The sequence below is a fragment of the Hydrogenophaga sp. A37 genome (genome assembly GCF_002001205.1).
Classification (GTDB): Bacteria; Pseudomonadota; Gammaproteobacteria; order Burkholderiales; family Burkholderiaceae_C; genus Hydrogenophaga.
In genome coordinates, this window is sequence record NZ_MUNZ01000073.1 from 26,128 (window position 1) to 48,618 (window position 22,491).

Annotated in this window: 19 protein-coding genes; 9 read left to right on the forward strand and 10 right to left on the reverse strand. The window is 66.5% G+C overall.

All coding sequences use genetic code 11. The features are described 5' to 3' along the window. Positions 1 to 82: 82 nt before the first annotated feature. The 9 genes from B0E41_RS05755 (at position 83) to urtE (ending at position 8,797) form a co-directional block, all read left to right on the forward strand. A complete protein-coding gene (locus B0E41_RS05755; RefSeq protein WP_077329848.1) occupies positions 83 to 832 on the forward strand; it encodes an SDR family oxidoreductase in 750 nt (249 codons plus the stop codon). A gap of 26 nt (positions 833 to 858) precedes the next feature. After that, positions 859 to 1,449 carry a BON domain-containing protein gene (locus B0E41_RS05760; RefSeq protein WP_253194633.1) on the forward strand — a complete coding sequence of 197 codons (591 nt, stop codon included), beginning with the start codon at positions 859 to 861 and terminating at the stop codon, positions 1,447 to 1,449. A gap of 5 nt (positions 1,450 to 1,454) precedes the next feature. Next, positions 1,455 to 2,003 (forward strand): ferritin-like domain-containing protein, encoded by a 549-nt coding sequence (locus B0E41_RS05765; RefSeq protein ID WP_077329950.1) that lies wholly within the window; start codon positions 1,455 to 1,457, stop codon positions 2,001 to 2,003. A gap of 58 nt (positions 2,004 to 2,061) precedes the next feature. Further along, positions 2,062 to 3,051, forward strand: a complete 990-nt coding sequence (locus B0E41_RS05770; RefSeq protein ID WP_143433687.1) for a hypothetical protein — start codon at positions 2,062 to 2,064, stop codon at positions 3,049 to 3,051. A 161-nt stretch (positions 3,052 to 3,212) separates the two neighbouring features. Beyond that, complete coding sequence (gene urtA / locus B0E41_RS05775) at positions 3,213 to 4,478, forward strand: urea ABC transporter substrate-binding protein (RefSeq protein ID WP_077329852.1); 1,266 nt, start codon at positions 3,213 to 3,215, stop codon at positions 4,476 to 4,478. A gap of 10 nt (positions 4,479 to 4,488) precedes the next feature. Next, positions 4,489 to 6,081, forward strand: a complete 1,593-nt coding sequence (gene urtB / locus B0E41_RS05780; RefSeq protein ID WP_077329854.1) for an urea ABC transporter permease subunit UrtB — start codon at positions 4,489 to 4,491, stop codon at positions 6,079 to 6,081. Positions 6,082 to 6,101: 20 nt separating this feature from the next. Further along, positions 6,102 to 7,217, forward strand: a complete 1,116-nt coding sequence (gene urtC, locus B0E41_RS05785; RefSeq protein WP_077329952.1) for an urea ABC transporter permease subunit UrtC — start codon at positions 6,102 to 6,104, stop codon at positions 7,215 to 7,217. Then, positions 7,214 to 8,089 (forward strand): urea ABC transporter ATP-binding protein UrtD, encoded by an 876-nt coding sequence (gene urtD / locus B0E41_RS05790; RefSeq protein WP_077329856.1) that lies wholly within the window; start codon positions 7,214 to 7,216, stop codon positions 8,087 to 8,089. Before urtC ends, urtD begins: the two co-directional genes overlap by 4 nt. A 15-nt stretch (positions 8,090 to 8,104) precedes the next feature. Then, the gene (gene urtE / locus B0E41_RS05795) at positions 8,105 to 8,797 is read left to right on the forward strand and encodes an urea ABC transporter ATP-binding subunit UrtE (protein WP_077329954.1); all 693 of its coding nucleotides are present in this window, start codon (positions 8,105 to 8,107) and stop codon (positions 8,795 to 8,797) included. Positions 8,798 to 8,899: 102 nt separating this feature from the next. Here urtE and B0E41_RS05800 read toward each other — a convergent pair whose 3' ends face one another. The 10 genes from B0E41_RS05800 to uraD form a co-directional block, all read right to left on the reverse strand. Beyond that, a complete protein-coding gene (locus B0E41_RS05800; RefSeq protein ID WP_077329858.1) occupies positions 8,900 to 10,582 on the reverse strand; it encodes a response regulator in 1,683 nt (560 codons plus the stop codon). A 139-nt stretch (positions 10,583 to 10,721) separates the two neighbouring features. Beyond that, a complete protein-coding gene (locus tag B0E41_RS05805; protein WP_077329860.1) occupies positions 10,722 to 11,552 on the reverse strand; it encodes an urease accessory protein UreD in 831 nt (276 codons plus the stop codon). A 21-nt stretch (positions 11,553 to 11,573) separates the two neighbouring features. After that, the gene (locus B0E41_RS05810) at positions 11,574 to 13,178 is read right to left on the reverse strand and encodes a hypothetical protein (protein ID WP_077329862.1); all 1,605 of its coding nucleotides are present in this window, start codon (positions 13,176 to 13,178) and stop codon (positions 11,574 to 11,576) included. Between the two features lie 80 nt (positions 13,179 to 13,258). After that, positions 13,259 to 13,735, reverse strand: a complete 477-nt coding sequence (locus B0E41_RS05815; RefSeq protein ID WP_077329864.1) for a nucleoside deaminase — start codon at positions 13,733 to 13,735, stop codon at positions 13,259 to 13,261. 129 nt (positions 13,736 to 13,864) lie between these two features. After that, entirely contained in the window at positions 13,865 to 14,629 is a 765-nt protein-coding gene (locus tag B0E41_RS05820; RefSeq protein ID WP_077329866.1) for an ABC transporter permease, read from the reverse strand. Between the two features lie 119 nt (positions 14,630 to 14,748). Continuing rightward, complete coding sequence (locus tag B0E41_RS05825; RefSeq protein WP_077329868.1) at positions 14,749 to 15,588, reverse strand: ABC transporter ATP-binding protein; 840 nt, start codon at positions 15,586 to 15,588, stop codon at positions 14,749 to 14,751. A gap of 69 nt (positions 15,589 to 15,657) precedes the next feature. Then, positions 15,658 to 16,689 carry an ABC transporter substrate-binding protein gene (locus tag B0E41_RS05830; protein ID WP_077329870.1) on the reverse strand — a complete coding sequence of 344 codons (1,032 nt, stop codon included), beginning with the start codon at positions 16,687 to 16,689 and terminating at the stop codon, positions 15,658 to 15,660. A 277-nt stretch (positions 16,690 to 16,966) separates the two neighbouring features. Continuing rightward, entirely contained in the window at positions 16,967 to 19,264 is a 2,298-nt protein-coding gene (locus B0E41_RS05835) for an NADP-dependent malic enzyme (protein ID WP_077329872.1), read from the reverse strand. A 67-nt stretch (positions 19,265 to 19,331) separates the two neighbouring features. Next, positions 19,332 to 20,585 carry a M20/M25/M40 family metallo-hydrolase gene (locus B0E41_RS05840; protein WP_077329874.1) on the reverse strand — a complete coding sequence of 418 codons (1,254 nt, stop codon included), beginning with the start codon at positions 20,583 to 20,585 and terminating at the stop codon, positions 19,332 to 19,334. 7 nt (positions 20,586 to 20,592) lie between these two features. Then, positions 20,593 to 22,488, reverse strand: coding sequence for a 2-oxo-4-hydroxy-4-carboxy-5-ureidoimidazoline decarboxylase (uraD, locus tag B0E41_RS05845; RefSeq protein ID WP_077329956.1), 1,896 nt, complete (start codon positions 22,486 to 22,488; stop codon positions 20,593 to 20,595). Between the last annotated feature and the right edge of the window lie 3 nt (positions 22,489 to 22,491).

Sequence of the window (22,491 nt, forward strand, 5' to 3'; positions counted from 1 at the left end):
GCGACGGGCGGTTTGCCGCGCGCTCCGAGCGTGTGTCTGTCAGCGCACAGACGCCTGTGAACCGGGCCGGTAACGTCGTTGCATGCTGAAAAACAAAGTGGTGCTCGTCACCGGTGCCGCCTCCGGAATCGGTCGGGCCATTGCCATCATTGCCGCCCGAGAAGGCGCACTCCTGGTGCTGGCCGACCTGGACGCCCACGCGGGCAACGAAACCCTCCAACAGGTGCGCGAGCTGGGCGCCGAGGGGCTGTTTGCGACCTCTGACGCCGGCAAGCCTGAGGACGCCCAGGCGCTGGTCGACCAGACCATGGCGCACTTCGGCCGCCTCGATGTGGCCTGCAACAACGCCGGCATCGGCGGCGCCACCGCGCTGCTGGCCGACTACCCGCTCGACGCCTGGGCCGAGGTGATCAACGTCAACCTGTCGGGTGTGTTCTACGGCATGAAGCACCAGATACCCGCCATGCTGCTCAACGGCGGCGGCGCCATCGTCAACACCGCGTCCATCCTCGGCATGGTGGGCATGGCCACGGCGCCCGCCTACACCGCCGCGAAACACGGCGTGCTCGGCCTCACGCAGGCGGCCGCCGTCGCCTACAGCGGCCAGGGCGTGCGCGTCAATGCGGTCGGCCCGGGCTTCATCCACACACCCATGATCAGCGGCCTCGAAGACGACCCCAACGTCAAGGCCGCGCTGATCGCAGAACACCCCATCGGGCGCCTCGGCCAGCCCGAAGAGGTGGCCGAGCTCGTGGTCTGGCTCGCCTCCACGCGGGCCTCCTTCGTGACCGGCGCGTACTACCCGGTCGATGGTGGTTATCTGGCCCGCTGAACTTCCCTTTTTTCTGGAGCACCCTTATGACCCTTCGCCATCCTCTGCGCACCGCCTTTCTCGCCATCAGCCTGAGCGCCCTGGCCCTGATCGGCGCCTGCAACAAAGCCCCCGACACCGAGACCGTTGCCCCGGCCCCGGCAGCGCCGCCCATCACCGTGGGCACCCAGGTGGACGACACCGTGATCACCTCCAACATCAAGTCGAAGTTGGTGGCCGACGACCTGGTGAAAGCCTTTGACCTGCAGGTCGAGACCCGCAAAGGCGTCGTGCAGCTCAGCGGCTTCGTGGACAACCAGGCCCAGATCGACCAGGCCGTGTCCATTGCCCGCTCCGTGGACGGCGTGACCGACGTCCAGAACAGCGTGACCTTGAAGGGCGCACCGACCACCGTCGGCGCCAAGATCGACGACGCCACCGTGACCGGCCGCGTCAAGACCGTGCTGCTGGCCGACCCGGACATCAAGAGCTTCGACATCAGTGTGCTCACCCACAAGGGCGAGGTGCAGCTCACCGGCTTCGTCAACAGCCAGAACCAGATCGACCTGGCCACCCGGCTGGCCAGCGAGACGGAAGGCGCGACCAGCGTGAAAAACGAACTCATGATCAAGAAGTGAACACCATGAACACCCCCCACGAACTCACCTCCATCCCAGACCTGCGCCGCCAGGCGCGTGAACACATCGAACAAGGCGCCGTGACCGCCGGCTACGACGCCGACCGCCCGAAGGTCTTGCAACTGCTCAATGAAGCGCTGGCCACCGAGATCGTCTGTGTGCTGCGCTACCGGCGCCACCACTTCATGGCCAGCGGCATCCACGGCCAGAGCGTGGGCGCCGAGTTCCTGGTGCACTCCAACGAAGAGCAGGCCCACGCCGACTTGCTCGCTGCGCGCATCGTGCAGCTCGGCGGCGAGCCCGATTTCTCGCCCGAAACCTTGAGCGCACGCAGCCACGCGGAGTACGTGCCAGCCGAGACGCTGCCCGACATGATTCGAGAGAACCTCGTTGCCGAACGCATCGCCATCGACAGCTACCGCGACATGGTGCGTTACCTCGGCGACCAAGACCCGACCACCAGCGTGCTGCTCAAGCAGATCCTGGCGGTGGAAGAGGAACACGCGGACGAGCTGGCCGATTTGCTGGAAGGCATGCCGGCGGGCGAGCACTGACTTTTCTGAGTAAATGGACTCCGTTGGGGGCCTTGCGGCAGCGCAGGGCCCCTTTTTCATGTCAAACAAGTCAGATGCTTCGCTCGACCACAGGGCCGCGCTGGCAGACGGGCTGGCGTTGAGCCGCACTCGACCGCGATCCATCTTCCTTGTGATATTTTCAGAAGCGATTCATCAACAAGGATTGGATATGACGCGCAGACGTTGGAGCGGGTGGTGCTTGGGTGGGATTTTCTGTGTTCTGGTGTCGGGCTGCGCAGCGCCGTCAGACGTCAGGCACAAGCCCCTTGCGGCCGAGGTGACGGTTTCCGTGTCCGATGAGGGCGTATCTGCGCTGACCGAATTGCCGGCTCCGTCGACGTACCTGCGTGAGCCCAATTTCATCGTGCGGGGAAGAGACAGGTCGGGTGTGTTTGCGCCCAATGGGTTGCTGGAAAGCGCTCTGGATGCCGACCAGATTGCTGCCAAGAGAATGCAAGGTGCCGCCCTGGCGCTCGCCCCTCGCCTTGTGGATGCGATCGAGCGTGAGCGCTCTGCGCTCAACCCCGCACTGGTTCGTGTGACGCTCGACAGCCGGCTTCGATCGGAAGCCGATATTCAGATGACCCCCGTGGTCGTGCTGGAGCTGGTCGGGGAAGGCAAAGTGGCGTTCTGGAGTCGCCTGTACACCACGTATGTGGACCAGAAAGGTCAGCCGCAGCGACGTATCTACACATACAACTCCCGATTCGCATTGCCCTGGGTCGGCGAGTCCGCTGGTACGTGGTCGGCGAACGATCACCTCTTGCTCAGACGTCAGATCGACTGGAGTTTGCGTTCGCTGACCCAGGTGGTCTTGCGCGACGTTCGTGGCGATTTTTATGCCGCCTCTCAAGCGCCACAACCGAACATCGTGGCGACGACCAAGGGCCTCGTGGATGTGCACACCGTTGCACTGGCCGAGTTTGATGGGTTGAAAGTGTCGTACCAGATGTTTGGTTCCCGTCGAGGGTTGGAAGCCCTTTTGGTGTCCGACTCATCTCCCCCGGATCGGGTGTTCGGTCCGTAGTCCTGGCCTCCGACCCGACGCATACGCCACCCGGCGTACATACGCCCTCCAGGCTTCTCCCTAGCATCCCCTCTGTCCGCTGTGGCTCCCCTTCCAAGGGCGGTTCGGCGGCCAGAGTCACCCCACCAACGGATGTTATTTAGAACCCCTGGAGAAGCGCCATGATGCAACGTCGATTCACCCTCAAAGCCCTGACGGTCGCCACCGCCCTGGGCGCTTTCGGCCTCTCGGCCCACGCTGCGGACACGATCAAGGTCGGTGTGCTGCACAGCCTGTCGGGCACGATGGCCATTTCGGAAACCGTGCTGAAAGACGTGGCCCTGATGGCCATCGACGAGATCAACGCCAAGGGTGGCGTGCTCGGCAAGAAACTCGAACCCGTGGTGGTGGACCCGGCTTCCAACTGGCCGCTGTTCGCCGAAAAGGCCAAGCAGCTGATCGACCAGGACAAGGTCGCCGCCGTCTTCGGCTGCTGGACCTCGGTGTCTCGCAAGTCGGTGCTGCCGGTGTTCGAAGAAAAGAACAGCCTGCTGTTCTACCCGGTGCAGTACGAAGGCGAAGAGCTGTCCAAGAACGTGTTCTACACGGGTGCAGCGCCGAACCAGCAGGCCATTCCCGCCGTGGAATACCTGATGAGCAAAGACGGTGGCTCGGCCAAGCGCTGGGTGCTGCTGGGCACCGACTACGTGTACCCCCGCACCACCAACAAGATCTTGCGCGCCTTCCTGCACGCCAAGGGCGTGAAGGACGAGGACATCATGGAGGAGTACACCCCCTTCGGTCACTCCGACTACCAGACCATCATCGCCAACATCAAGAAGTTCGCGGCTGCGGGCAAGAAGACGGCCGTGGTCTCCACCATCAACGGCGACTCCAACGTGCCGTTCTACAAAGAGCTGGGCAACGCCGGCCTGTCCGCCAAGGACGTGCCTGTGGTCGCCTTCTCGGTGGGTGAAGAAGAGCTGCGCGGTGTGGACACCAAGCCGCTGGTGGGCCACCTGGCCGCCTGGAACTACTTCATGAGCGTGAAGAACCCGACCAACGCCGAGTTCACCAAGAAGTGGGCCGCCTACGCCAAGGCCAAGGGCATCGCCGGCCACAAGGACAAGCCGCTGACCAACGACCCGATGGAAGCCACCTACATCGGCATCAACATGTGGGCGCAAGCGGTTGCCAAGGCCAAGTCCACCGACACCGACAAGGTGATCGCCGCCATGGCCGGCCAGACCTTCAAGGCCCCGGGTGGTTTCACCTCCACGATGGACAAGGAAAACCACCACCTGCACAAGCCGGTGTTCATCGGCGAAGTGAAGGCCGACGGCCAGTTCAACGTGGTGTGGAAGACGCCGGGCCCGGTGGTGGCCGACCCATGGAGCGACTACATCACCGAGAACAAGGGCAAGGCCAACATGCCTGTGAAGAAGTGAGGGTCTGACGATGCGCTGGCTGCGTTCCTGCCTGGTGTTGCTGTGCCTCCTGGGCGCGGCCAGTGTGCAAGCCCTCACCCCTGCCGACGCGCTCGCGTTGGCGGCGGGTGAGAGCGATGCCCGCATCGCCACCCTCAACCGCCTCGCGGCGGCCCCCGATGAGAAGGCCGTGGCGCTGATGCAGGCGCTGGCCAACGGTGCCGTGAAGGTGCAGGGTGAGCAGGTGCTCATCCTGGCCGACGACGGCAGTGGCACCGACGCCGTGACCGGCGCTGCCGTCACCCCGGCAGACGATGCCGAAGACGCCATCGTGAACAACCGCATTCGCAGCGCGCTGGAAACGGCCCTCGCTGTGCGCGACCTGTTCCGCCCCGATCCCGGGCCGCAGCGCGAAGCTGCCGCCCTGCTGCAACGCAGCGCCTTCGATGAACCCGACGCCAGCCAGTTGCCGCTGGTGGAAAAAGCCCTGGCGGGTGAGCTCGACCCCGCCGCCCGCGACAGCCTCACGCTGACGCGCGCCGCCATGCAACTGGCCAGCGAAGACGAAGCGCAGCGCCTGGCCGCCGCGCAGACCTTCGCCGAGATGGGCCAGCCCGCGCTGCGCCCCTTGCTCGCCAAACAACTGGAAGCCGAATCCAGCGCCGCCGTGAAGGCCGCGCTCAGCGCCGCCCTGTCCTCGCTCGACCGCAGCCTGGCCGTGAGCAGCGCGCTCTCGCAGGCCTTCACCGGCATCAGCCTCGGTTCCATCTTGCTGCTGGCCGCGCTCGGCCTGGCCATCACCTACGGCCTCATGGGCGTGATCAACATGGCCCACGGCGAGCTGATCATGATCGGCGCCTACGCCACCTGGCTGGTGCAGGCCTTCTTCAAAGAAGCGCTGCCCGGCCTCTTCGACTGGTATTTGCTCGCGGCCCTGCCGGTGGCCTTCACCGCCTCGGCGCTGGTGGGCGCGGCCATGGAGCGCACGGTGATCCGCTTTCTCTACGGCCGCCCGCTAGAGACGCTGCTCGCCACCTGGGGCATATCGCTGGTGCTGATGCAGGGCGTGCGAACCCTGTTTGGCGCGCAGAACGTGGGCGTCGAAAACCCGAGCTGGATGAGCGGCAGCGTCACGCTGCTGGGCAACCTCACGCTGCCCTGGAACCGCATCATCATCATCGCCTTCGCGGCCGCCGTGCTGATCGGCGTCACGCTGCTGATCACCCGCACGCGCCTCGGCCTCTTCGTGCGCGGCGTGACGCAAAACCGGCCCATCGCCAGCTGCATGGGCGTGAACACCGCGCGCATCGACACCTATGCCTTCGCGCTCGGTTCGGGCATCGCCGGCCTGGCCGGCTGCGCGCTGAGCCAGATCGGCAACGTGGGGCCGGACCTGGGCCAGAACTACATCGTGGACTCGTTCATGGTGGTGGTGCTGGGTGGCGTGGGCCAGCTCGCCGGCACGGTGTACGCCGCGCTGGGCCTGGGCATTCTCAACAAGCTGCTCGAAGGCTGGGCCGGCGCGGTGCTGGCCAAGATCGCGGTGCTGGTCTTCATCATCGTCTTCATCCAGAAGCGGCCGCAGGGCATCTTCGCGATGAAGGGCCGCAGCGCCGAGGCATGAACACCATGACGACACCCACCATGTCCCTCCCCGTCATCCTGCCGCAGGCCGGCCCCTTGCTCACCCGCACCGGCTGGAGCGGTGCGCTGGTGGCGCTGCTCGTGGTCTGTGCCGTGGCGCCCGCGCTGAACCTGCTGGTGCCGGCGGACAGCGTGTTCCACCTCTCCGACTACATGGTCGGCCTGCTGGGCAAGATCATGTGTTACGCCATCTGCGCGCTGGCCATGGATTTGATCTGGGGCTACACCGGCATCCTGAGCCTGGGCCACGGCCTGTTCTTCGCGCTCGGTGGCTACGTGATGGGCATGTACCTCATGCGCCAGATCGGCACCGACGGCAACTACAAAAGTGATCTGCCCGACTTCATGGTCTTTCTGGACTGGAAGGAACTGCCCTGGCACTGGGCGCTGTCTGACAGCTTCATCGCCACGCTGCTGCTGATCGTGCTGGTGCCGGGCATCGTGGCCTTCGTGTTCGGCTACTTCGCCTTCCGCTCGCGCATCAAGGGCGTGTACTTCTCCATCATCACGCAGGCGCTCACCTTTGCCGCGCTGCTGCTGTTCTTCCGCAACGAGACCGGCATGGGCGGCAACAACGGCTTCACCGATTTCAAACGCATCCTCGGCATGCCGCTGGCCACGCAAGAGATGCGCATGACGCTGTTCGTCATCACCGGCCTGGTGCTGCTGGGCTTCTTCCTCTGGGCGCGCTGGCTGGTCAACAGCAAATTCGGCCGGGTGCTGCAGGCGGTGCGCGACGCCGAGAGCCGCGTCATGTTCTGCGGCTACAACCCGCTGCCCTACAAGCTCACCATCTGGACGATTTCGGCCGTGATGTGCGGCATCGCCGGGGCGCTGTACGTGCCGCAGGTCGGCATCATCAACCCCGGTGAGATGAGCACCGCCGCCAGCATCGAGATCGCGGTCTGGGCCGCGGTCGGTGGTCGTGCCACGCTGGTCGGCCCCATCATCGGCGCCTTCATCGTCAACGGCGCCAAGAGCTGGCTCACCGTGAGCTTCCCCGAGTACTGGCTGTACTTCCTGGGCGCGCTGTTCATCGCCGTCACGTTGTGGATGCCGCAAGGGGTGGTGGGGTTGGTCAAGAAGCTGCGCATGGGCAAAGGAGCGAAAGCATGACGCCCGACCTGATGGAAGAAGGCGCGCAACGCTTTCAGAAAATTCACGCGCTCGACACAACGCGTCAGACCGAGTCGGGTGGCCGCGCTGCGGCCTACGGCCGCATCGCCAGGGCCGGTGAGGTGGACACCACGCACGGCCGCATCCTCTACCTCGAAGACGTGCACGTGAGCTTCGACGGCTTCAAGGCCATCAACGGCCTGAGCCTGGACATCGCGCCCGGCGAGCTGCGCTGCATCATCGGCCCCAACGGCGCTGGCAAGACCACGATGATGGACATCATCACCGGCAAGACCCGGCCCGACAAGGGCACGGTGTTCTTCGGCAGCACCATCGACCTGCTGCGCTACCGCGAGCCCGAGATCGCCGCTTTAGGCATCGGCCGCAAGTTCCAGAAGCCCACGGTGTTCGAGCAACTCAGCGTGTTCGAGAACCTGGAGCTGGCGCTGGCGACCGACAAGCGCGTGCGCCACAGCATGGTGTTCCGCCCCACCGGCGAAGAGAAGGACCGCCTGGGCGAGGTGCTGACCACCATCCACCTGGCCGACAGCGCGGCGCGCCAGGCGGGCAACCTGAGCCATGGGCAGAAGCAGTGGCTGGAGATCGGCATGCTGCTGATGCAGGACCCGAAACTGCTGCTGCTGGATGAACCCGTGGCGGGCATGACCGACGAAGAAACGGAGCGCACGGCGCAGCTGTTCCTGACGCTGAAAGGCAAACACTCTTTGATGGTGGTGGAGCACGACATGAGCTTCATCCGCACCATCTCGGAGAAGGTCACGGTGTTGTGTGACGGGTCTGTGTTGGCCGAGGGCACGCTCGATGAGGTGCAGGCCGACGAACGGGTCATTGAGGTTTATCTGGGACGCTGAGGACACACCATGAACCTGCTCGAAGTCAAAGACGTCAACCAGTACTACGGCGGCAGCCACATCCTGCGCAACGTCAACCTCACCGCCGAACTCGGCAAGGTGACGGTGGTGCTCGGCCGCAACGGCGTGGGCAAGACCACGCTGCTGAAATCGCTCATGGGCCTGGTGCCCATCAAGAGCGGCAGCATCGCGCTCGATGGCGTGGCCATCGACAAATCCACCCCCTACGAACGCGCCCGCATGGGCGTGGGTTTCGTGCCGCAGGGGCGCGAGATCTTTGGCCGCCTGACGGTGCAGGAAAACCTGCTGATGGGCCTGGCCTACAAGAAGGGCAGTACGCCGATTCCGGCCGAGCTGTTCGAGCTGTTTCCGGTGTTGAAGCAGATGCTCGGTCGCCGTGGCGGTGACCTCTCGGGTGGGCAGCAACAGCAGCTGGCCATTGCCCGCGCGCTCGCGGCTGGGCCGAAACTGCTGATCCTCGACGAGCCCACCGAAGGCATCCAGCCCAACATCATCAAAGACATCGGCAAGGTGATCCGCATGCTCGCCGACCGCGGCAACATGGGCATCGTGTTGGTAGAGCAGTACTACGACTTCGCCGAAGAACTCGCCGACCAGTACGTGGTGATGGAGCGCGGCGAAGTGATCGCCAGCGGCCCGGGCAGCGAGATGCAGAGCAAAGGCATTCGCCAGCTCGTGGCGATTTGAGCCCCTACGCTCCACCGCTGCGCGGGTCGCTGCCCCCCGAGGGGGAGCGAATTCAGCTTGGGGCGGCCCGGCGCTGAATTCTTCAACCCACGCTCTGTCGCTTCAGGTCCCCATGGCGTTCATGCTGGCCAGCAGGCCTTCGTTTTTGGCGGGTGGCTTGTAGCCGGAGGGCAGCGAGAGTCCACCCGCAGCGCGGCCGGTGTGCGCCTGCTCGCCCAGCCCGGCGTGGATGTCGGCGGTGCGGTAGCGCTCGCGCAAGCCTTGCGCCTGAAGCCTGAGCGCTGCGTGATCGGGGATGCGTGCCTCGTAGCGCTGCAAGACCAGGTGGGCCGATTCGATCAGCTTGGCGTTGAGCGTCTGTTCGCCGGCTTCCAGGAGACTGATCACTGCCGCCTGCGGATCGCCCTTGAGGCTCAGGGTCATGGCCTGCTCGGTGAGCTTGAGGATCTGCGCATGGGCCGCGTGCACCCGATCGGTGAAGTCGCTGCGGCCCACCGCCGCGCAGGCCAGCAGCTCGGTGAGCGCGCGGCTGGTGCAGAAACGCATCGCCATGGTGTCCACCGCCGCGTCCACCTCGTAGAGCTGGATCGAGCGTGCCGCCAGCCGCGTCATCAGCGCCAGCAGGTTGCTCGCCGATTCAAAATCAAACGCGGGTTGTGCGATGGTCTTGGCCATGCGGCGCACCTCGTCGAGGGCGCGCGCGGTCTGGTAGTCCAGGATCGCCTGCAGGGCCTCGATCACCTCCAGCAGACGCTGGTTGCGGGCGCTAGGGTTCTTGTCCCGCAGGTGTTCAAGGTGGCCCCGACAGCGCAACAGGCCCCGTTGGTCGTTGTTGTCCAGCTTGGCGAAGGCGAGCAGCACCAGCGCCTGCGCGTCGTAGAGCTTGGAGTCCAGGCCGATGCGGGTGGCGCGATCGAGCAGCTCCACGCCCTCGTCGCGCTCGCCCGCGTACCAGGCCATCATGCCGTGCTTGAGCAGGCGGTTCACCGACGAGGGGGTGAGCTGGGTGGACATCTTGAAGGTGGCCAGCGCGTTCTTGAAGTTGCCCAGTTCGAACTGCGCGCGGCCCATGACGTCGTAGGCGTCGGTGTAGCCAGGCTCGGTTTCGATCAGGCCTTCCAGTGTGGTGGTCGCGCGTTGCGGGTAGCCGGCTTCGAGCTGTGCACGCGCCACGCCGAGCTTGGCCCAGGGCAGGGTCTTGGCCTCGACCACCGCTTCATAGAGCTTCTCGGCGTCGGCCATGTGGCCGTTGCGCAGCATCAACTCGGCGCCAATGCGCGCGGCGTACAGCCAATAGGGCTTGCGGGCCGCAAAGTGCTGTTTGCACAGCTCGCCGGCGTCGTCGAAGCGTTCGGCCTCAATGGCGGTGAAGATCTCTTTGAGCGCCTGCTTTCGGACGCGCGCCTGGCGGATGCGCTCGACCAGGCCGGCCGCCGTGTGGGGCTTGAGCAGGTAGGCGTCGAGCGCCGACTCGGCCGCTTCGGCCACCTTGCTGTACGAAGACTCCGAGGTCACCATCACGAACACCGTGTAGAACGGCAGCAACTGGTTGCGGCGCAGGTCGTCCAGCAGGTCCTGGCCCGTGATGTTTTCGCGCTCGAAGTACTGCTCGGAGATCACCACGTCGTAGGTGCCCATCTCCAGCTTGGTGCGTGCGTCGATCAGCCGCGTGCATTGCACGATGACCCCCACGCCGGCTTCGCGCAACTGGCCCACGATGATGGAGCGCGATTGCGGATTGCCGTCGATGACGAGCGCGCGGGCGTCGTAGAGATCGGGCTCCATGGGCAGATCGGGTGGGGCGGTCCGGAAAAAAGTGAAACGGGAGCGCGGAACGCTCGGGGGCCTGCCACCATTGTGTGACGCCCGTTCCGGGGCCTATGGGCAAAACAAGGCCGCAAAAGCGGCGCTTTTTGGCGCCGTATCAGACCCGCCAGATGCGTGGTGGGGTGTCCGCCAGGCCCCAGGCGGCCGGGCGCAGCGCCGCCCAGGCCCGCTGCAAGCCCAGCATCAACGGCTCCACCAGCGGCGCCATGGCGCGCAGCACCAGCATCTGCGGGTTCGGGCAGGTGGCCGCCGCCTGCACCCCTGCCGGCCACTCGGCGATGGTCGCGCGCACGGCCTCCAGCAGCAGCTCCTGCCGCGCGCGCCCGAGTGGGCTGCCGCAGGCCAGCAGCAGCGTGCCCATGCAGCGCTGCCCGCCCAGGCCGAGCGGCGATTCGAGCAAGCGGGTGTCGGCGGCGTCGATGCGGGCCTGCTCCAGCCAGAGGCCGGGCAGCTCCAGCCGCTGGCTGTAGCGGCCTTCGTTGAAGGGTTGGCCGGCGGTGGGCAGGCCCAGCGCGGTGACGTCCCAGGCCAGCAGCTCGGCGCCTTCGGCCAGCGTGGCGGTGAGCGTGTTGTGAGCCTGGCAGCCCGGGTAAGCAATGGCTTCGAGTGGCAGCCACTCCAGGCGTGCGCCCGCGTCGAGTGTCAGCGCCACCTGCTGGGTGGTCGGCAGGCCGTCGGACGCATAGAACCGCGTCGCGCCCGGGGTGCTGATGAGGCCGTGCGCGCCGCGGCCCACGTGCACCTTCACGTCCAGCACATCGCCACCCACCAAGCCACCGGGCGGGTGGATGATGACGTTGTGGCAGATCACGTCGCCCTCGGGGTACAGGCTCTTGAAGATGCGCAGCGGACCGTCGTGTTGATGGCGCAGCACGGTGCGCTGGGCGTCGAGGCGGTAGTCGAGATTCAGGTGGGCGTGCCAGGGCATGCCGCGAGTTTACGGGGGCACTCAGGCCGGTTCGGCGATGGCCGGACGCAGGGGCTGCAACCGTGGCGAGGCCGGTGCTTGGGTGAGCCGGGCGAAATCCGCACCGAAGGTCCGGGCGAACTTCTGAAAGGCGGCGCAGGTGGCGGCGTCCAGCGGTCGGTCGGTGCTGCCGGTGTCGACCCACCACAGGCCCTTGGGTTGACCGCCCACGTCCACCACGGCCAGGGCCAGCCCGCTGTCCAGCACCAGCGGTGCGAGCACGGCGGGCAGTTGCTGCCGGGCCGCGCCCGCCTGGGTGTCGCGAACCCACAGGAAGGCGGAGGCGCGCTGCATCATGCGATGGGGCAACTGCCCGTCCTCCAACGGGAAGCTCTGCCCGCGCACAACGGCGGTGCCGTCGAACCCGTGTGCGAAGACACAACCGAGGCGAACGCCGTCGTTGGCCCTCAGGAACAGCGCGCAGCGGCGCAAGCCCAGTGCCTGCGTGAGGGTCTGAAGGGTGTTCGAGAACAGCGCACGCAGGTCTTGGGGCTGGCCCTGGCGCGGGGGATCGAGGCCCGCGTGTGCAGCGGGCTCGATGCGGCCGGGGCTGCGCTGTCGGGGTGTCGCTGGGGCCACCGTGCGCGGTCCGACGGACACCGCGCGGGCGGCGCGGCGAGGGGGTGGGGGTGCCCACAGCAGTCGCGCCGCGGGCGCCACGAGGGATCGGGTGAAGCTGGTCTCCTGGCTGGCGTGCAGCGCCAGCTGCAGCAGGTCGGCCCGCAGGCGCGCCAGGGGTTGGTTCATGTGGACCGCCGCCACCGCCATCCAGGTGCGCGTGCGCGCACTGTACCAGCTGTCTTGCACCGACTGGGCCAGGCCCTGGGCGATGCCGCAGACGGCACCGGGCTGTTGCAGGGCCTGCAGGCAGGCGGCGGGCACCTCGGGCGCGACGGGCCCGGTCCAGGCCAAGCGGGCCGCTTCGGCCAGCAAGCGGGGCGGCAGCGGTGGCGCCACGGGTGGCAGGCCCAGCGCCTTCAGGTGCGCGGGGATCAGTTCGTCGAGCGTGATGCCGAGCAGCGCGCGTTCGGCGGTGGCGCGGTGTTGGCCGGCGGCCACCCAGCGCTCGATCTCGGCGGCTTCGTTCGGCGCGGCCAGCGGGAGCTTCCAGCGCGCCACGCCCAGCAAGGCCGTGTTCCAGATCAGGGGTTCGGGGTCGGTGCCTGAGTGCAGGGCGGTCCAGTGGTCGGTGAAGAGACAGGCCAGGCGGCTGGTGGCCATGGCCTGCAACACCGCCTGGTGCGCGGGATGGGCCAGGTCCAGTGGCCGGTCGCGCCGCGCCCGGATCAGGCCCTGGATGCGCTCGATGCCCAGCAGGTTGACCGCGTGTTGCAGGCCTTGCAGGGGTTTGCCGCTGGGGCGCAGGGCGTTGCAGGCGCCCACGATCACTTCAACCGCCAGGGGTGGGTCGGCCTCGATCCATTCCAGCAGATCGCGCACGCTGATGTTGGCGCCGAGCAAGCGCTGCAGCGTGTGGGGCGGGCTGAGCAGCGGCAGGCGCACCGCCGCCAGCCGCTCCAGCCAATGGGTCGTGCGCTGCAGCGCGGCCGGGCTGGGCACGGCAAGGTTCCGTTCGGGTGCGTTCATGGTGTGACACAGGGACAGCGTGTCCTTCTGTCCTTTCGACGGCACTGCCCTGAACTTGAGCTGGCCGGGGGCGTTCCCTCTCAGCGCACCGACCAGAAGTCGCGGTGTGGGGCCAGCATCTCGGCTTCCAGTTCGGGGACGGGGCCGATCACTTCGATGGCTTTCTGCCCGCGTGCAATCAGCTCGCGGCAGGGCAGGGACAGCGTGGGGTTTTCTTCGTGGCTGCCGGTGAGCGCGAGCAAAGCCGCTTCGCTCGCGCCGTAGACGATGCGGCCGATGTTGGCCCAGTAGGCCGTGCCGGTGCACATCGCGCAGGGCTCGAAAGTGGTCACCAGCGTGCAGCGCGCGAGGTAGGCGCCGGGCCAGTTGTCTGCCGCGATGCGCGCCAGCGTGGACTCGGCGTGGTTCACGGTGTCGATGTTGCCTTGCTCGGCCAGCACCGTCTCGCCATCGGGCGCGACCAGCAAGGCGCCAAACGGGTGGCGGCCCATGCTGGCGGCACGCAGGGCGACTTGATTGGCACGACGCAGATGACGAAGGACTTGATCGGAGTTCATGGCAAAACGAATGGATTCAGACCACCTGACCGGAGCGGAATGACCTCCCGCCCAGGACACCGCGGAACCGGCTTCGCCGGGCCGCCAGTGTCGCCCCCTGGGGGGTGACGCCGCAGGCGGCGCGGGGGGTTAGCCCTGTGATCCGCGGTGTGCCCAGCCTGTGGTGTGCTTTTCGACGAAGCTGAACAGCTCGTACATCGCCATCGCCATCGCGCCCACCACCAGCAGGCCGCTGAACGCCAGGCCCATCTGCATGGAGCTGCCGGCCGAGATCAGCAGGTAGCCGATGCCTTCGTTCGATGCTGTCATTTCCGACACCGTGGTGCCCACGAAGGCCAGCGTGATGGCGACCTTGAGCGAGCCGAAGAAGTAGGGCATGGAGCGTGGCAGGCCGACCTTGGTGAGCACGTCCCAGCGCTTGGCGCCGAGCACGCGCAACACGTCTTCGAGCTCGGGCTCCAGCGTGGCCAGACCCGTCGCGATGTTGACCATGATGGGGAAGAAGCTGATGAGGAACGCGGTCAGAATGGCCGGGCCCACACCGATGCCGAACCACACCACGAGGATGGGCACGAAAGCGGCTTTGGGCAGCGCGTTGAAGGCCGTCATGAGCGGGTAGATGGCGGCGTAGGCCAGGCGCGAGCTGCCGATGAGAAAGCCACCGAGCACACCCACCACGATGGCGATGCCAAAGCCCGCCATCGTCACCCAGAAGGTGCGCCAGGCGTGGCCGAGGATGGTGACCTTGTGCTCCATCGTCTGTTCCCAGATGCGCGAGGGGCTGGGGAAGATGAATTCGGACACACCAAAGCCGCTGCAGATCACCTCCCAGATCACGATGATCGCGAGCAGCAGCAAAAAGGGCGACCAGCGTTCGACTTGTTTTTTGTTCATGGTGAGAACTCCAAAACGGAAGAGAGAGAAAAAACGGCGAGCGAGGTGTCTTCAACCGAGGGCATCGCGGAACCGGCTTTGCCGGGCCGCCCATGCCGCCCCCTGGGGGGTGACGGCCGTCAGGCCGGCGCGGGGGGAGCTCCCCGCATGGCTCCAATGTGCCCGCGCAGCTCGTGCACGATGTCTGTGAACTGCGGCGTGTACGTCACCTCCAGGTCGCGCGTGCGCGGGATGTCGATTTCGCGCTGCACCACAAACCGCCCGGGGCTGCGGCTCATGCAGTACACGGTGTCGGCCAGGAACACGCTCTCGCGCAGGTCGTGGGTGACCAGGATCACGTTGAATCGCTGCGCCTCCCACAGGTCGCGCAGCGTGCACCAGAGCTCTTCGCGCGTGAAGGCGTCGAGTGCGCCGAAGGGCTCGTCGAGCAGCAGCATCTTGGGCTCGTGGATCAGCGCGCGGCAGATGCTGGCGCGCTGCTGCATGCCGCCCGAGAGCTCCCAGGGAAACTTCTTTTCCATGCCGCCCAGGCCCACGCTGGTCAGCAGGCGGCTGGCGCGCTCTTCAAACTCCTTGCGGCGGTCCTTGAACTGGCTGCGAAACGGCTCGACGATCTCCAGCGGCAGCAGCACGTTGTCCAGCGTGGTGCGCCAGGGCAACAGCGAAGGCGCCTGGAAGGCCATGCCCGAGATCTTCAGCGGGCCGGTGACCGGCTGGCCGTCGATGGTGATCTTGCCCATGCTCGGCATCTTCAGGCCGGTGGTGAGCTTCATGAAGGTGGACTTGCCGCAGCCCGATGGGCCGACGATGGCGATGAACTCGCCCTTCTTCACCTTGAGGTTGATGTCTTCGACCGCGAACGTGTTCTTGGCCAGCAGCTCGTCGTTGTAGGCCAGCCAGACCTGGTCGAAGTCGACGAAGGGTTTTTCTGCGGTGGGTGCGGGAGAAGCATCTGTCATGGGGCGGTCCTGAAAAAAAGGCCAGCTCCGTGAGGAACTGGCCCATCCAAAAAACGGGGGCGAGCCCGCTTATTTCTTGACGGGCGGCAGCACGTTGAGCTCGGCCGCCGTGGGCAGCATGGAGCCGTCCCAGACCGCCTTGGGGTCGACGCGGTTCTTGGTGCCGTAGGCGTCGGACACCTGCGAGGCCATCAGGCTCATGCGGCCCGGGTTGACCTGGCCGAAGCCTTCTTTGCGCGCGTCGGGGCTGGCGACCACCGAGTCCACGGCGAGTTGCAGGCGGCGGGTCTCCAGCGCCACGTTGATGATGCCGTCGCGCGCCTTCACGGTCTCGATGCCGGCGACCGGGTTGGCCATGACTTCCTTGGCGCCCTTGGCGAAAGAAGCGAGGAAGGCCTTGACGGCGGCCGGGTTCTCCTTGATCAGTTTGGGGCTGGCGATCACCACGTTGCCGTAGAGCTTCACGCCGAAATCGGCGTAGGGCAGGATCACCACGTCTTCGGCCTTCACGCCACGCGCTTCGAGGTTGAGCAGCGAGGTGAACGAGAAGCCGGTGATGGCCTCGATGTCGCCGCGCACCAGCATGGTTTCGCGCAGCGGCGGGTCCATCGAGGTCCAGGCCACGTTGCTGATGCCGTTGGCCTTCTGGAAGATTGGGAAGGCCTTGCGGCCGGCGTCGAACACCGGGGCGCCAAGCTTCTTGCCGTTCAGGTCGGCTGGCTTGGTGATGCCGCTCTTCTTGAGCGCCAGCACGGCCGCGGGCGTGTTGTTGTAGACCATCATCACGGCCACGGGCTTGTTGGGCGCGTCCGGGTTGTTGGCGTGGAATTCCATCAGCGCGGCCATGTCGGCGAAGCCCATGTCGTAGGTGCCCGAGGCCACGCGCGTCACGGTACCGCCCGAGCCGTTGCCCGAGTCGATGGTCACGTCCAGGCCGGCGGCCTTGTAGTAGCCCTTGGCGGCGGACTGCAGGAACAGCGCGGCCGGGCCTTCGAAGCGCCAGTCGAGCTGGAACTTGATGGGGGTTTGCGCATGGGCGCTGCCGAAAGCGGCTGCGGCGGCCACCGCGGCGGTGGTCTTGAGAAAAAAGCGCTTGTTCATGGGTTCTCCGGTCGGGTGCGTTGAGGACACAGGCAGACAGCCCATGCGCCCCATCCACACAGCAAAAACGGTGCCAGCGAACGAATGGGGCGAGCGAGCTGAACACAAAATGTGTATACAGATTCTTGGCGGTGCGGCGCCCGGCGTCATCCTGACTAACCCTGAAATGGTGCATGCCATCGCATGGCCGCACCAAAACAAGATGGGTGATGCACGAAAAAGGGCCCTGAGCGGCATGTCGCCACAGGGCCCTTGTGTTCGGGTGGGGGAGGCTGCTTCAGCCGCGCGGACTGGCCGCCGCCATGGCCGTCATGTTGAGCACGCGGCGCACCGTGGCCGCGGGCGTGAGGATGTGCGCCGTGCGCGCCACGCCCATCAGCATCGGGCCCACGGTCACACCGCTGCTGGTGGTGGTCTTGAGCACGTTGTAGAGGATGTTGGCGGCGTCCAGGTTCGGGCAGATCAGCAGGTTGGCCGAGCCGCTGAGCGTGGAGTCGGCCATGTAGGCGTTGCGGATCTCCGGGTTGAGTGCCGCGTCGCCGTGCAGCTCGCCGTCGCATTCGATGCCCGGGTGTTGCGCCACGAAGAGGTCGCGCGCAGCCCGCATCTTTTTCGCCGATGCGCGCTTGCTGGAGCCGAAGCTCGAATGCGACAGGAACGCCACCTTGGGTGGAATGCCGAAGCGCTGCACCTGCTGCGCCGCCATCCACGCGATCTCGGCCAGCTGTTCGGCACTCGGGTCTTCGTTGACGTAGGTGTCGGTGATGAAGAGCGGTCCACGGTCGGTCATGAGCGCGTTGACGGCGGCGTAGTTGGCCACGCCCGCTTGTTTGCCGAGGATGGCGTCGATGCGCTCCAGGTGCGTGGAATAGGTGCCGACCAGGCCGCAGATCAGCGCGTCCGCATCGCCCAGCGAGACCATCAGCGAACCGATGATGGTGTTGGAGCGGCGCACCGCGGCCTTGGCCACTTCGGGCGAGGCGCCGTTGCGGGCCATGAGCTTGTGGTACTGCTCCCAGTACTGGCGGAAGCGCGGGTCGTCTTCGGGGTTGACGTTCTCCACGTCCACGCCCAGGCGGATGCGCAGGCCGGCCTTCTCGATGCGCGCGGCGATCACGGCGGGACGGCCGATCAGGATCGGCACCGCCAGCTTCTCGTCGATCGCCATCTGCGCGGCACGCAGTGCGCGCTCGTCTTCACCGTCGGCGTAGGCCACGCGCTTGCGGTTGTCGGGCAGTGCCTTGGCGGCGTTGAAGATCGGCCGCATCAGGATGCCGGTCTGGTAGACGAAGCGGCTCAGGCTCTCCTTGTAGGCCTGCATGTCGGTGATGGGGCGCGTGGCCACGCCACTGTCGGCGGCGGCCTGGGCCACGGCCGGCGCGATCTTCAGGATCAGGCGGGTGTCGAAGGCCTTGGGGATGAGGTAGTCGGGGCCGAACACCAGCTCCTGGCCGGCGTAGGCGGCGGCCACCTCGTCGCTGATCTCGGCCTTGGTCAGGTCGGCGATCTGGCGCACGCAGGCCATCTTCATTTCTTCCGTGATCTTGGTCGCGCCGCAATCGAGTGCGCCGCGGAAGATGTACGGGAAACACAGCACGTTGTTGACCTGGTTCGGGTAGTCCGAACGGCCGGTGGCGATGATGCAGTCGGGCCGCGCGGCCTTGGCGATCTCGGGCCGGATCTCGGGCTCGGGGTTGGCCAGCGCCAGGATGATGGGCTGCCGGCCCATGCTGATCACCATGTCGGCGTCCACCACGCCCGCGGCGGAGCAGCCGAGGAACACGTCGGCCCCGTTCATGGCGTCGGCCAGCGTGCGCGCGGTGGTGCTTCGGCAGTAGCGCTGTTTGGACTCGTCGAGCTTGCCGGCGACAGCGTCGGCGCGCTCGGTGTGGATCACACCTTTGGAGTCGCAGACCAGGATGTTTTCAATGGCCACACCGAGGTTGACCATGAGGTCCAGGCAGGCGATGGCCGCAGCGCCCGCGCCCGACACCGCCATCTTGATCTGGCCGATGTCTTTGCCCACCAGCTCCAGGCCGTTGATCAGCGCCGAGCTGGAGATGATGGCCGTGCCGTGCTGGTCGTCGTGAAAGACCGGGATCTTCATGCGCTCGCGCAGCTTCTTCTCGATGTAGAAGCACTCGGGCGCCTTGATGTCTTCGAGGTTCACGCCGCCCAGCGTGGGCTCCAGCGCGGCAATGATGTCGACCAGCTTGTCCGGGTCGCGTTCGGCGAGTTCGATGTCGAACACGTCGATGCCGGCGAACTTCTTGAACAGGCAGCCCTTGCCCTCCATCACCGGCTTGCTCGCCAGCGGGCCGATGTCGCCGAGGCCCAGCACGGCGGTGCCGTTGGTGATCACGCCCACCAGGTTGCCGCGCGAGGTGTACTCGGCCGCCAGCGACGGGTCGGCCTCGATGGCCAGACAGGGGTAGGCCACACCGGGCGAATACGCCAGCGACAGGTCGCGCTGGTTGGACAGCGGCTTGGTGGGGTTGACGGAAATCTTGCCCCGGTTGGGCGAGCGGTGGTATTCAAACGCGGCGTCGCGCAGGGCTTCTTCGGCGGGGGTCATGGTGTCTCCAGATGCGGGCCGCCCGGCGTGGGCGGGCGGTCATTGTGGCACGGTGGCTTGTACGCGTTTATGCGGATTTCAGCAGGTCGTGAAGCGTGCGAGCGATCACCTTGGTGGCGCGCCGCAGGTCTTCCAGCACCAGGTTTTCATCGGCCCGTTTGGCATTGGACTCGCGCACCGTGCGCGGACCGGCGCCGTAGATCACGCCCGGAATGCCGTGTTCGCCATAGATGCGCACGTCGGTGTAAAGCGGTGTGCCCACCGCGGGGATGGATTCGCCGAACAGCTCGCTCCCGTGCCTCTGGATCGCTTCGACCAGCGGCTGGTTGCCGGGCAGGGGTTTGAGCGCGCGCGCCAGCAGGATGCGTTTGACGTCCACACTGATGGCGCGCCCGCCACGCGGTGGGTTGAAGCTGGCGGCGGCTTCGGCGATGGTGCGGCGGAGCGAAGCTTCCACCTCGGCCGGATCCTCTTCGGGGATCATGCGGCGGTCCACCTTGAGCACCACCTTGCCGGGGATCACATTGGTGTTGGTGCCGCCGCTGATCTGGCCCACGTTGAGGTAGGGGTGGGTGATGCCTTCGACGCTCGACGTGACCTTCAGGTAGTCGGCGTTGAGCGCGTAGAGCGCGTTGAGAATGTGCACCGCGCCCTGCAGCGCGTCGGTGCCGCTGTCGGGAATGGCGGCGTGCGCCATGTCGCCGTGCACCGTCACCTCCAGCTGCAGGCAGCCGTTGTGCGCCACCACCACCTGGTAGCTGAAACCGGCGGCGATCATCAGGTCGGGCTTGGTCAGGCCGTTCTTGAGCAGCCAGTCCGGGCCGACCTCGCCGCCGTATTCCTCGTCGTAGGTCACGTGCAGTTCCACGCCGCCCTGGAGTGGCGCGCCCAGCGATTCGAGGGCTCGGATCGCGAAGGTGAAATTGCTGATGTCGCCCTTGCTCACCGCGGTGGCACGGCCGTAGATCTTGCCGTCCACGATCTCACCGCCATAAGGGTCGTGCGTCCAGCCTTCGCCGGGCGGCACCACGTCGCCGTGGGCGTTGAGCGCGATGGTTTTGCCGCCGTCGCCGAAGCGGCGGCGCACGATCAGGTTGGTGATGGTCTCCAGGCCAGCGGCCTTCACCTCGGCCTCGGGCACGGCGTGTCTTTCGGCATTCAGGTCCATGGCGGCCAGCAGTTCGGCCGTGCGTTCGGCGTGCAGCGCGTTGTTGCCCGGTGGCGTGTCGGTGGGCACGCGCACGAGCTCTTGCAGGAAGGTCACTTGCTCGTCAAAGTGGGCGTCGATCCATTGATCGAGTTGTTGATAGGCGGTGGTCATGGGTGATTCAGCTTTGGTGTTCTGAGGCGAGTTGGCCGAGCAGGTGCGCAAAGGCGCGCACGCAGAGGTCCATGTCGTCGCTGGTGGTGGATTCAAGGGGGTTGTGGCTGATGCCGCTGTTCTGGCCGCGCACGAAGAGCATGGCCTGTGGCATCAGCTCGTGCAGCTTCATGGCGTCGTGGCCGGCGCCACTGGGCAGGCGGTGCAGCGGCACACCGAGCGCGGCCACGGCGGTTTCCCAGCGCGCCTGCCAGGCGGGGGCGCTCGGTGCGGCGGCGGCGCGCATGGTTTCTTCCAGCGTGTGGCGCAGGCCGCGGCGGTGGCAGATGTCGTCGAGCTTCGCCAGCACGTTTTTCGCCAGCGCGTCGCGCTGTGCGTCGCTGGGCGCGCGCAGGTCGAGGCTGAAGCTGCAGCGGCCCGGCACCACATTGATGGAGCCGTTGGGCACCTGCAGCATGCCGATGGTGGCGACCGAGTCGCCATCGGCGGCGGCGCGTTGTTCGGCGTAGAGCGCGAGTTCGGCCACGGCGCAGGCGGCGTCGCGGCGGCGGTCCATGGGCGTGGTGCCGGCGTGGCTGGCCATGCCGATCACGTCGCCCAGGTAGCGCACGCTGGCGTTGATGGAGGTGACGATGCCCAGCGGCAGATCGAGTTCGTTGAGCACCGGGCCCTGCTCGATGTGCACCTCGACGAAGCCGAGGTAGTTGGCCGGGTCTCGTTGCAGCGCGCTGATGGCGTCGAGTGTGGCGGGCAGCCCGGCGTGTTGCATGGCCGCGCGCATGGTGATGCCGTCGGCGTCCTGCTGGTCCAGCCAGGCCGGGTTGAAGTGGCCGGTGAGCGCGCCCGAGCCCAGGAAGGTGGCCTTGTAGCGCTGGCCTTCCTCTTCGGCAAAGCCCACCACCTCGATGGCGAAAGGCAGCCTGCGCCCTTCAGCGTGCAACTGTTGCACGCAGGCCATGGGCACAAAGATGCCGAGGCGCCCGTCGTACTTGCCACCGTTGCGCACGGTGTCGTAGTGGCTGCCCGTGAGCAGGGTTTTGGCCCCCACGCTCCGCCGCTGCGCGGGTCGCTGCCCCCCGAGGGGGTGTGTTTCGCCTTGGGGCGGCCCGGCGGCGAAACCGGTCTTCACTCCCTCTCCCTCTGGGAGAGGGTTGGGGTGAGGGCCGGCGTGGTACAGCCCGACCACATTGCCCACCGCGTCGATGCGCGCCTCGTCAAACCCCAGCGCGAGCATTTGCCGTTGCAGCTGCGCCGCACACGCGCGGTGGGCATCCGTCAGGTAGGTGACGGTGAGCTGACCGAGCTCGGCATAACCCGGGTCGGTGTGCTGGGCGAGGTCTTCATGCCGGTCCCACACCGCGTTGCCCAGCGTGGGTTCGAAGCCGAACTTGTCGTTCAACCGGATCTCGGCGATGCGGTGAATATTGCGCAGGCACTCGGCGCGCTCGAAGTGCACCGGGTGGTGCAGGCGGCGCTCGAAGGTGGCGATGATCTGTGCCTTGCTGAGGCCTGTGCCGCGCGGGCCGCGCACCGCGAGGATGAAGGGAAAGCCGAACTTCGCGTTGTAGTCGGCGTTGAGTTGCTGGATGTGCGCGAACTCTTCGGGCGTGCAGTTCGTCAGGCCCGCTTTCGACTGTTCGTTGGTGGACTCGGCCGTCAGCGTCTGGCTCACCATGGCCTTGCCTGCCAGCTCGGGGTGGGCGCGGATCAAGGCGAGTTGCGGCTCGACGCCCGCTTCGTTGAGCACGCACACCATGGCGTGTTTGAGGGCGGCGAGCGAGGTGAACGGGCGCTGCTTCAGCGCGGCTTCGGCGATCCAGGGCGAGTGTTCGTACAGGCCGTCGAGCATCGTCACGGCCTCGGCCCGCGGCGCAGCGTTGAGTTGGTCCAGTGTGATCGGCATGGT

Excerpts from the sequence above, each read along its gene's own strand:
- B0E41_RS05830 (WP_077329870.1), bottom strand. The coding sequence starts at position 16,689 with ATGAACAAGCGCTTTTTTCTCAAGACCACCGCCGCGGTGGCCGCCGCA.
- urtC (WP_077329952.1), top strand. The coding sequence starts at position 6,102 with ATGTCCCTCCCCGTCATCCTGCCGCAGGCCGGCCCCTTGCTCACCCGC.
- B0E41_RS05800 (WP_077329858.1), bottom strand. The coding sequence starts at position 10,582 with ATGGAGCCCGATCTCTACGACGCCCGCGCGCTCGTCATCGACGGCAAT.
- B0E41_RS05810 (WP_077329862.1), bottom strand. The coding sequence starts at position 13,178 with ATGAACGCACCCGAACGGAACCTTGCCGTGCCCAGCCCGGCCGCGCTG.
- B0E41_RS05765 (WP_077329950.1), top strand. The coding sequence starts at position 1,455 with ATGAACACCCCCCACGAACTCACCTCCATCCCAGACCTGCGCCGCCAG.
- B0E41_RS05770 (WP_143433687.1), top strand. The coding sequence starts at position 2,062 with ATGTCAAACAAGTCAGATGCTTCGCTCGACCACAGGGCCGCGCTGGCA.
- B0E41_RS05840 (WP_077329874.1), bottom strand. The coding sequence starts at position 20,585 with ATGACCACCGCCTATCAACAACTCGATCAATGGATCGACGCCCACTTT.
- B0E41_RS05805 (WP_077329860.1), bottom strand. The coding sequence starts at position 11,552 with ATGCCCTGGCACGCCCACCTGAATCTCGACTACCGCCTCGACGCCCAG.
- B0E41_RS05815 (WP_077329864.1), bottom strand. The coding sequence starts at position 13,735 with ATGAACTCCGATCAAGTCCTTCGTCATCTGCGTCGTGCCAATCAAGTC.
- B0E41_RS05835 (WP_077329872.1), bottom strand. The coding sequence starts at position 19,264 with ATGACCCCCGCCGAAGAAGCCCTGCGCGACGCCGCGTTTGAATACCAC.
- urtB (WP_077329854.1), top strand. The coding sequence starts at position 4,489 with ATGCGCTGGCTGCGTTCCTGCCTGGTGTTGCTGTGCCTCCTGGGCGCG.
- urtA (WP_077329852.1), top strand. The coding sequence starts at position 3,213 with ATGATGCAACGTCGATTCACCCTCAAAGCCCTGACGGTCGCCACCGCC.
- B0E41_RS05755 (WP_077329848.1), top strand. The coding sequence starts at position 83 with ATGCTGAAAAACAAAGTGGTGCTCGTCACCGGTGCCGCCTCCGGAATC.
- urtD (WP_077329856.1), top strand. The coding sequence starts at position 7,214 with ATGACGCCCGACCTGATGGAAGAAGGCGCGCAACGCTTTCAGAAAATT.
- uraD (WP_077329956.1), bottom strand. The coding sequence starts at position 22,488 with ATGCCGATCACACTGGACCAACTCAACGCTGCGCCGCGGGCCGAGGCC.
- B0E41_RS05760 (WP_253194633.1), top strand. The coding sequence starts at position 859 with ATGACCCTTCGCCATCCTCTGCGCACCGCCTTTCTCGCCATCAGCCTG.
- B0E41_RS05820 (WP_077329866.1), bottom strand. The coding sequence starts at position 14,629 with ATGAACAAAAAACAAGTCGAACGCTGGTCGCCCTTTTTGCTGCTGCTC.
- B0E41_RS05825 (WP_077329868.1), bottom strand. The coding sequence starts at position 15,588 with ATGACAGATGCTTCTCCCGCACCCACCGCAGAAAAACCCTTCGTCGAC.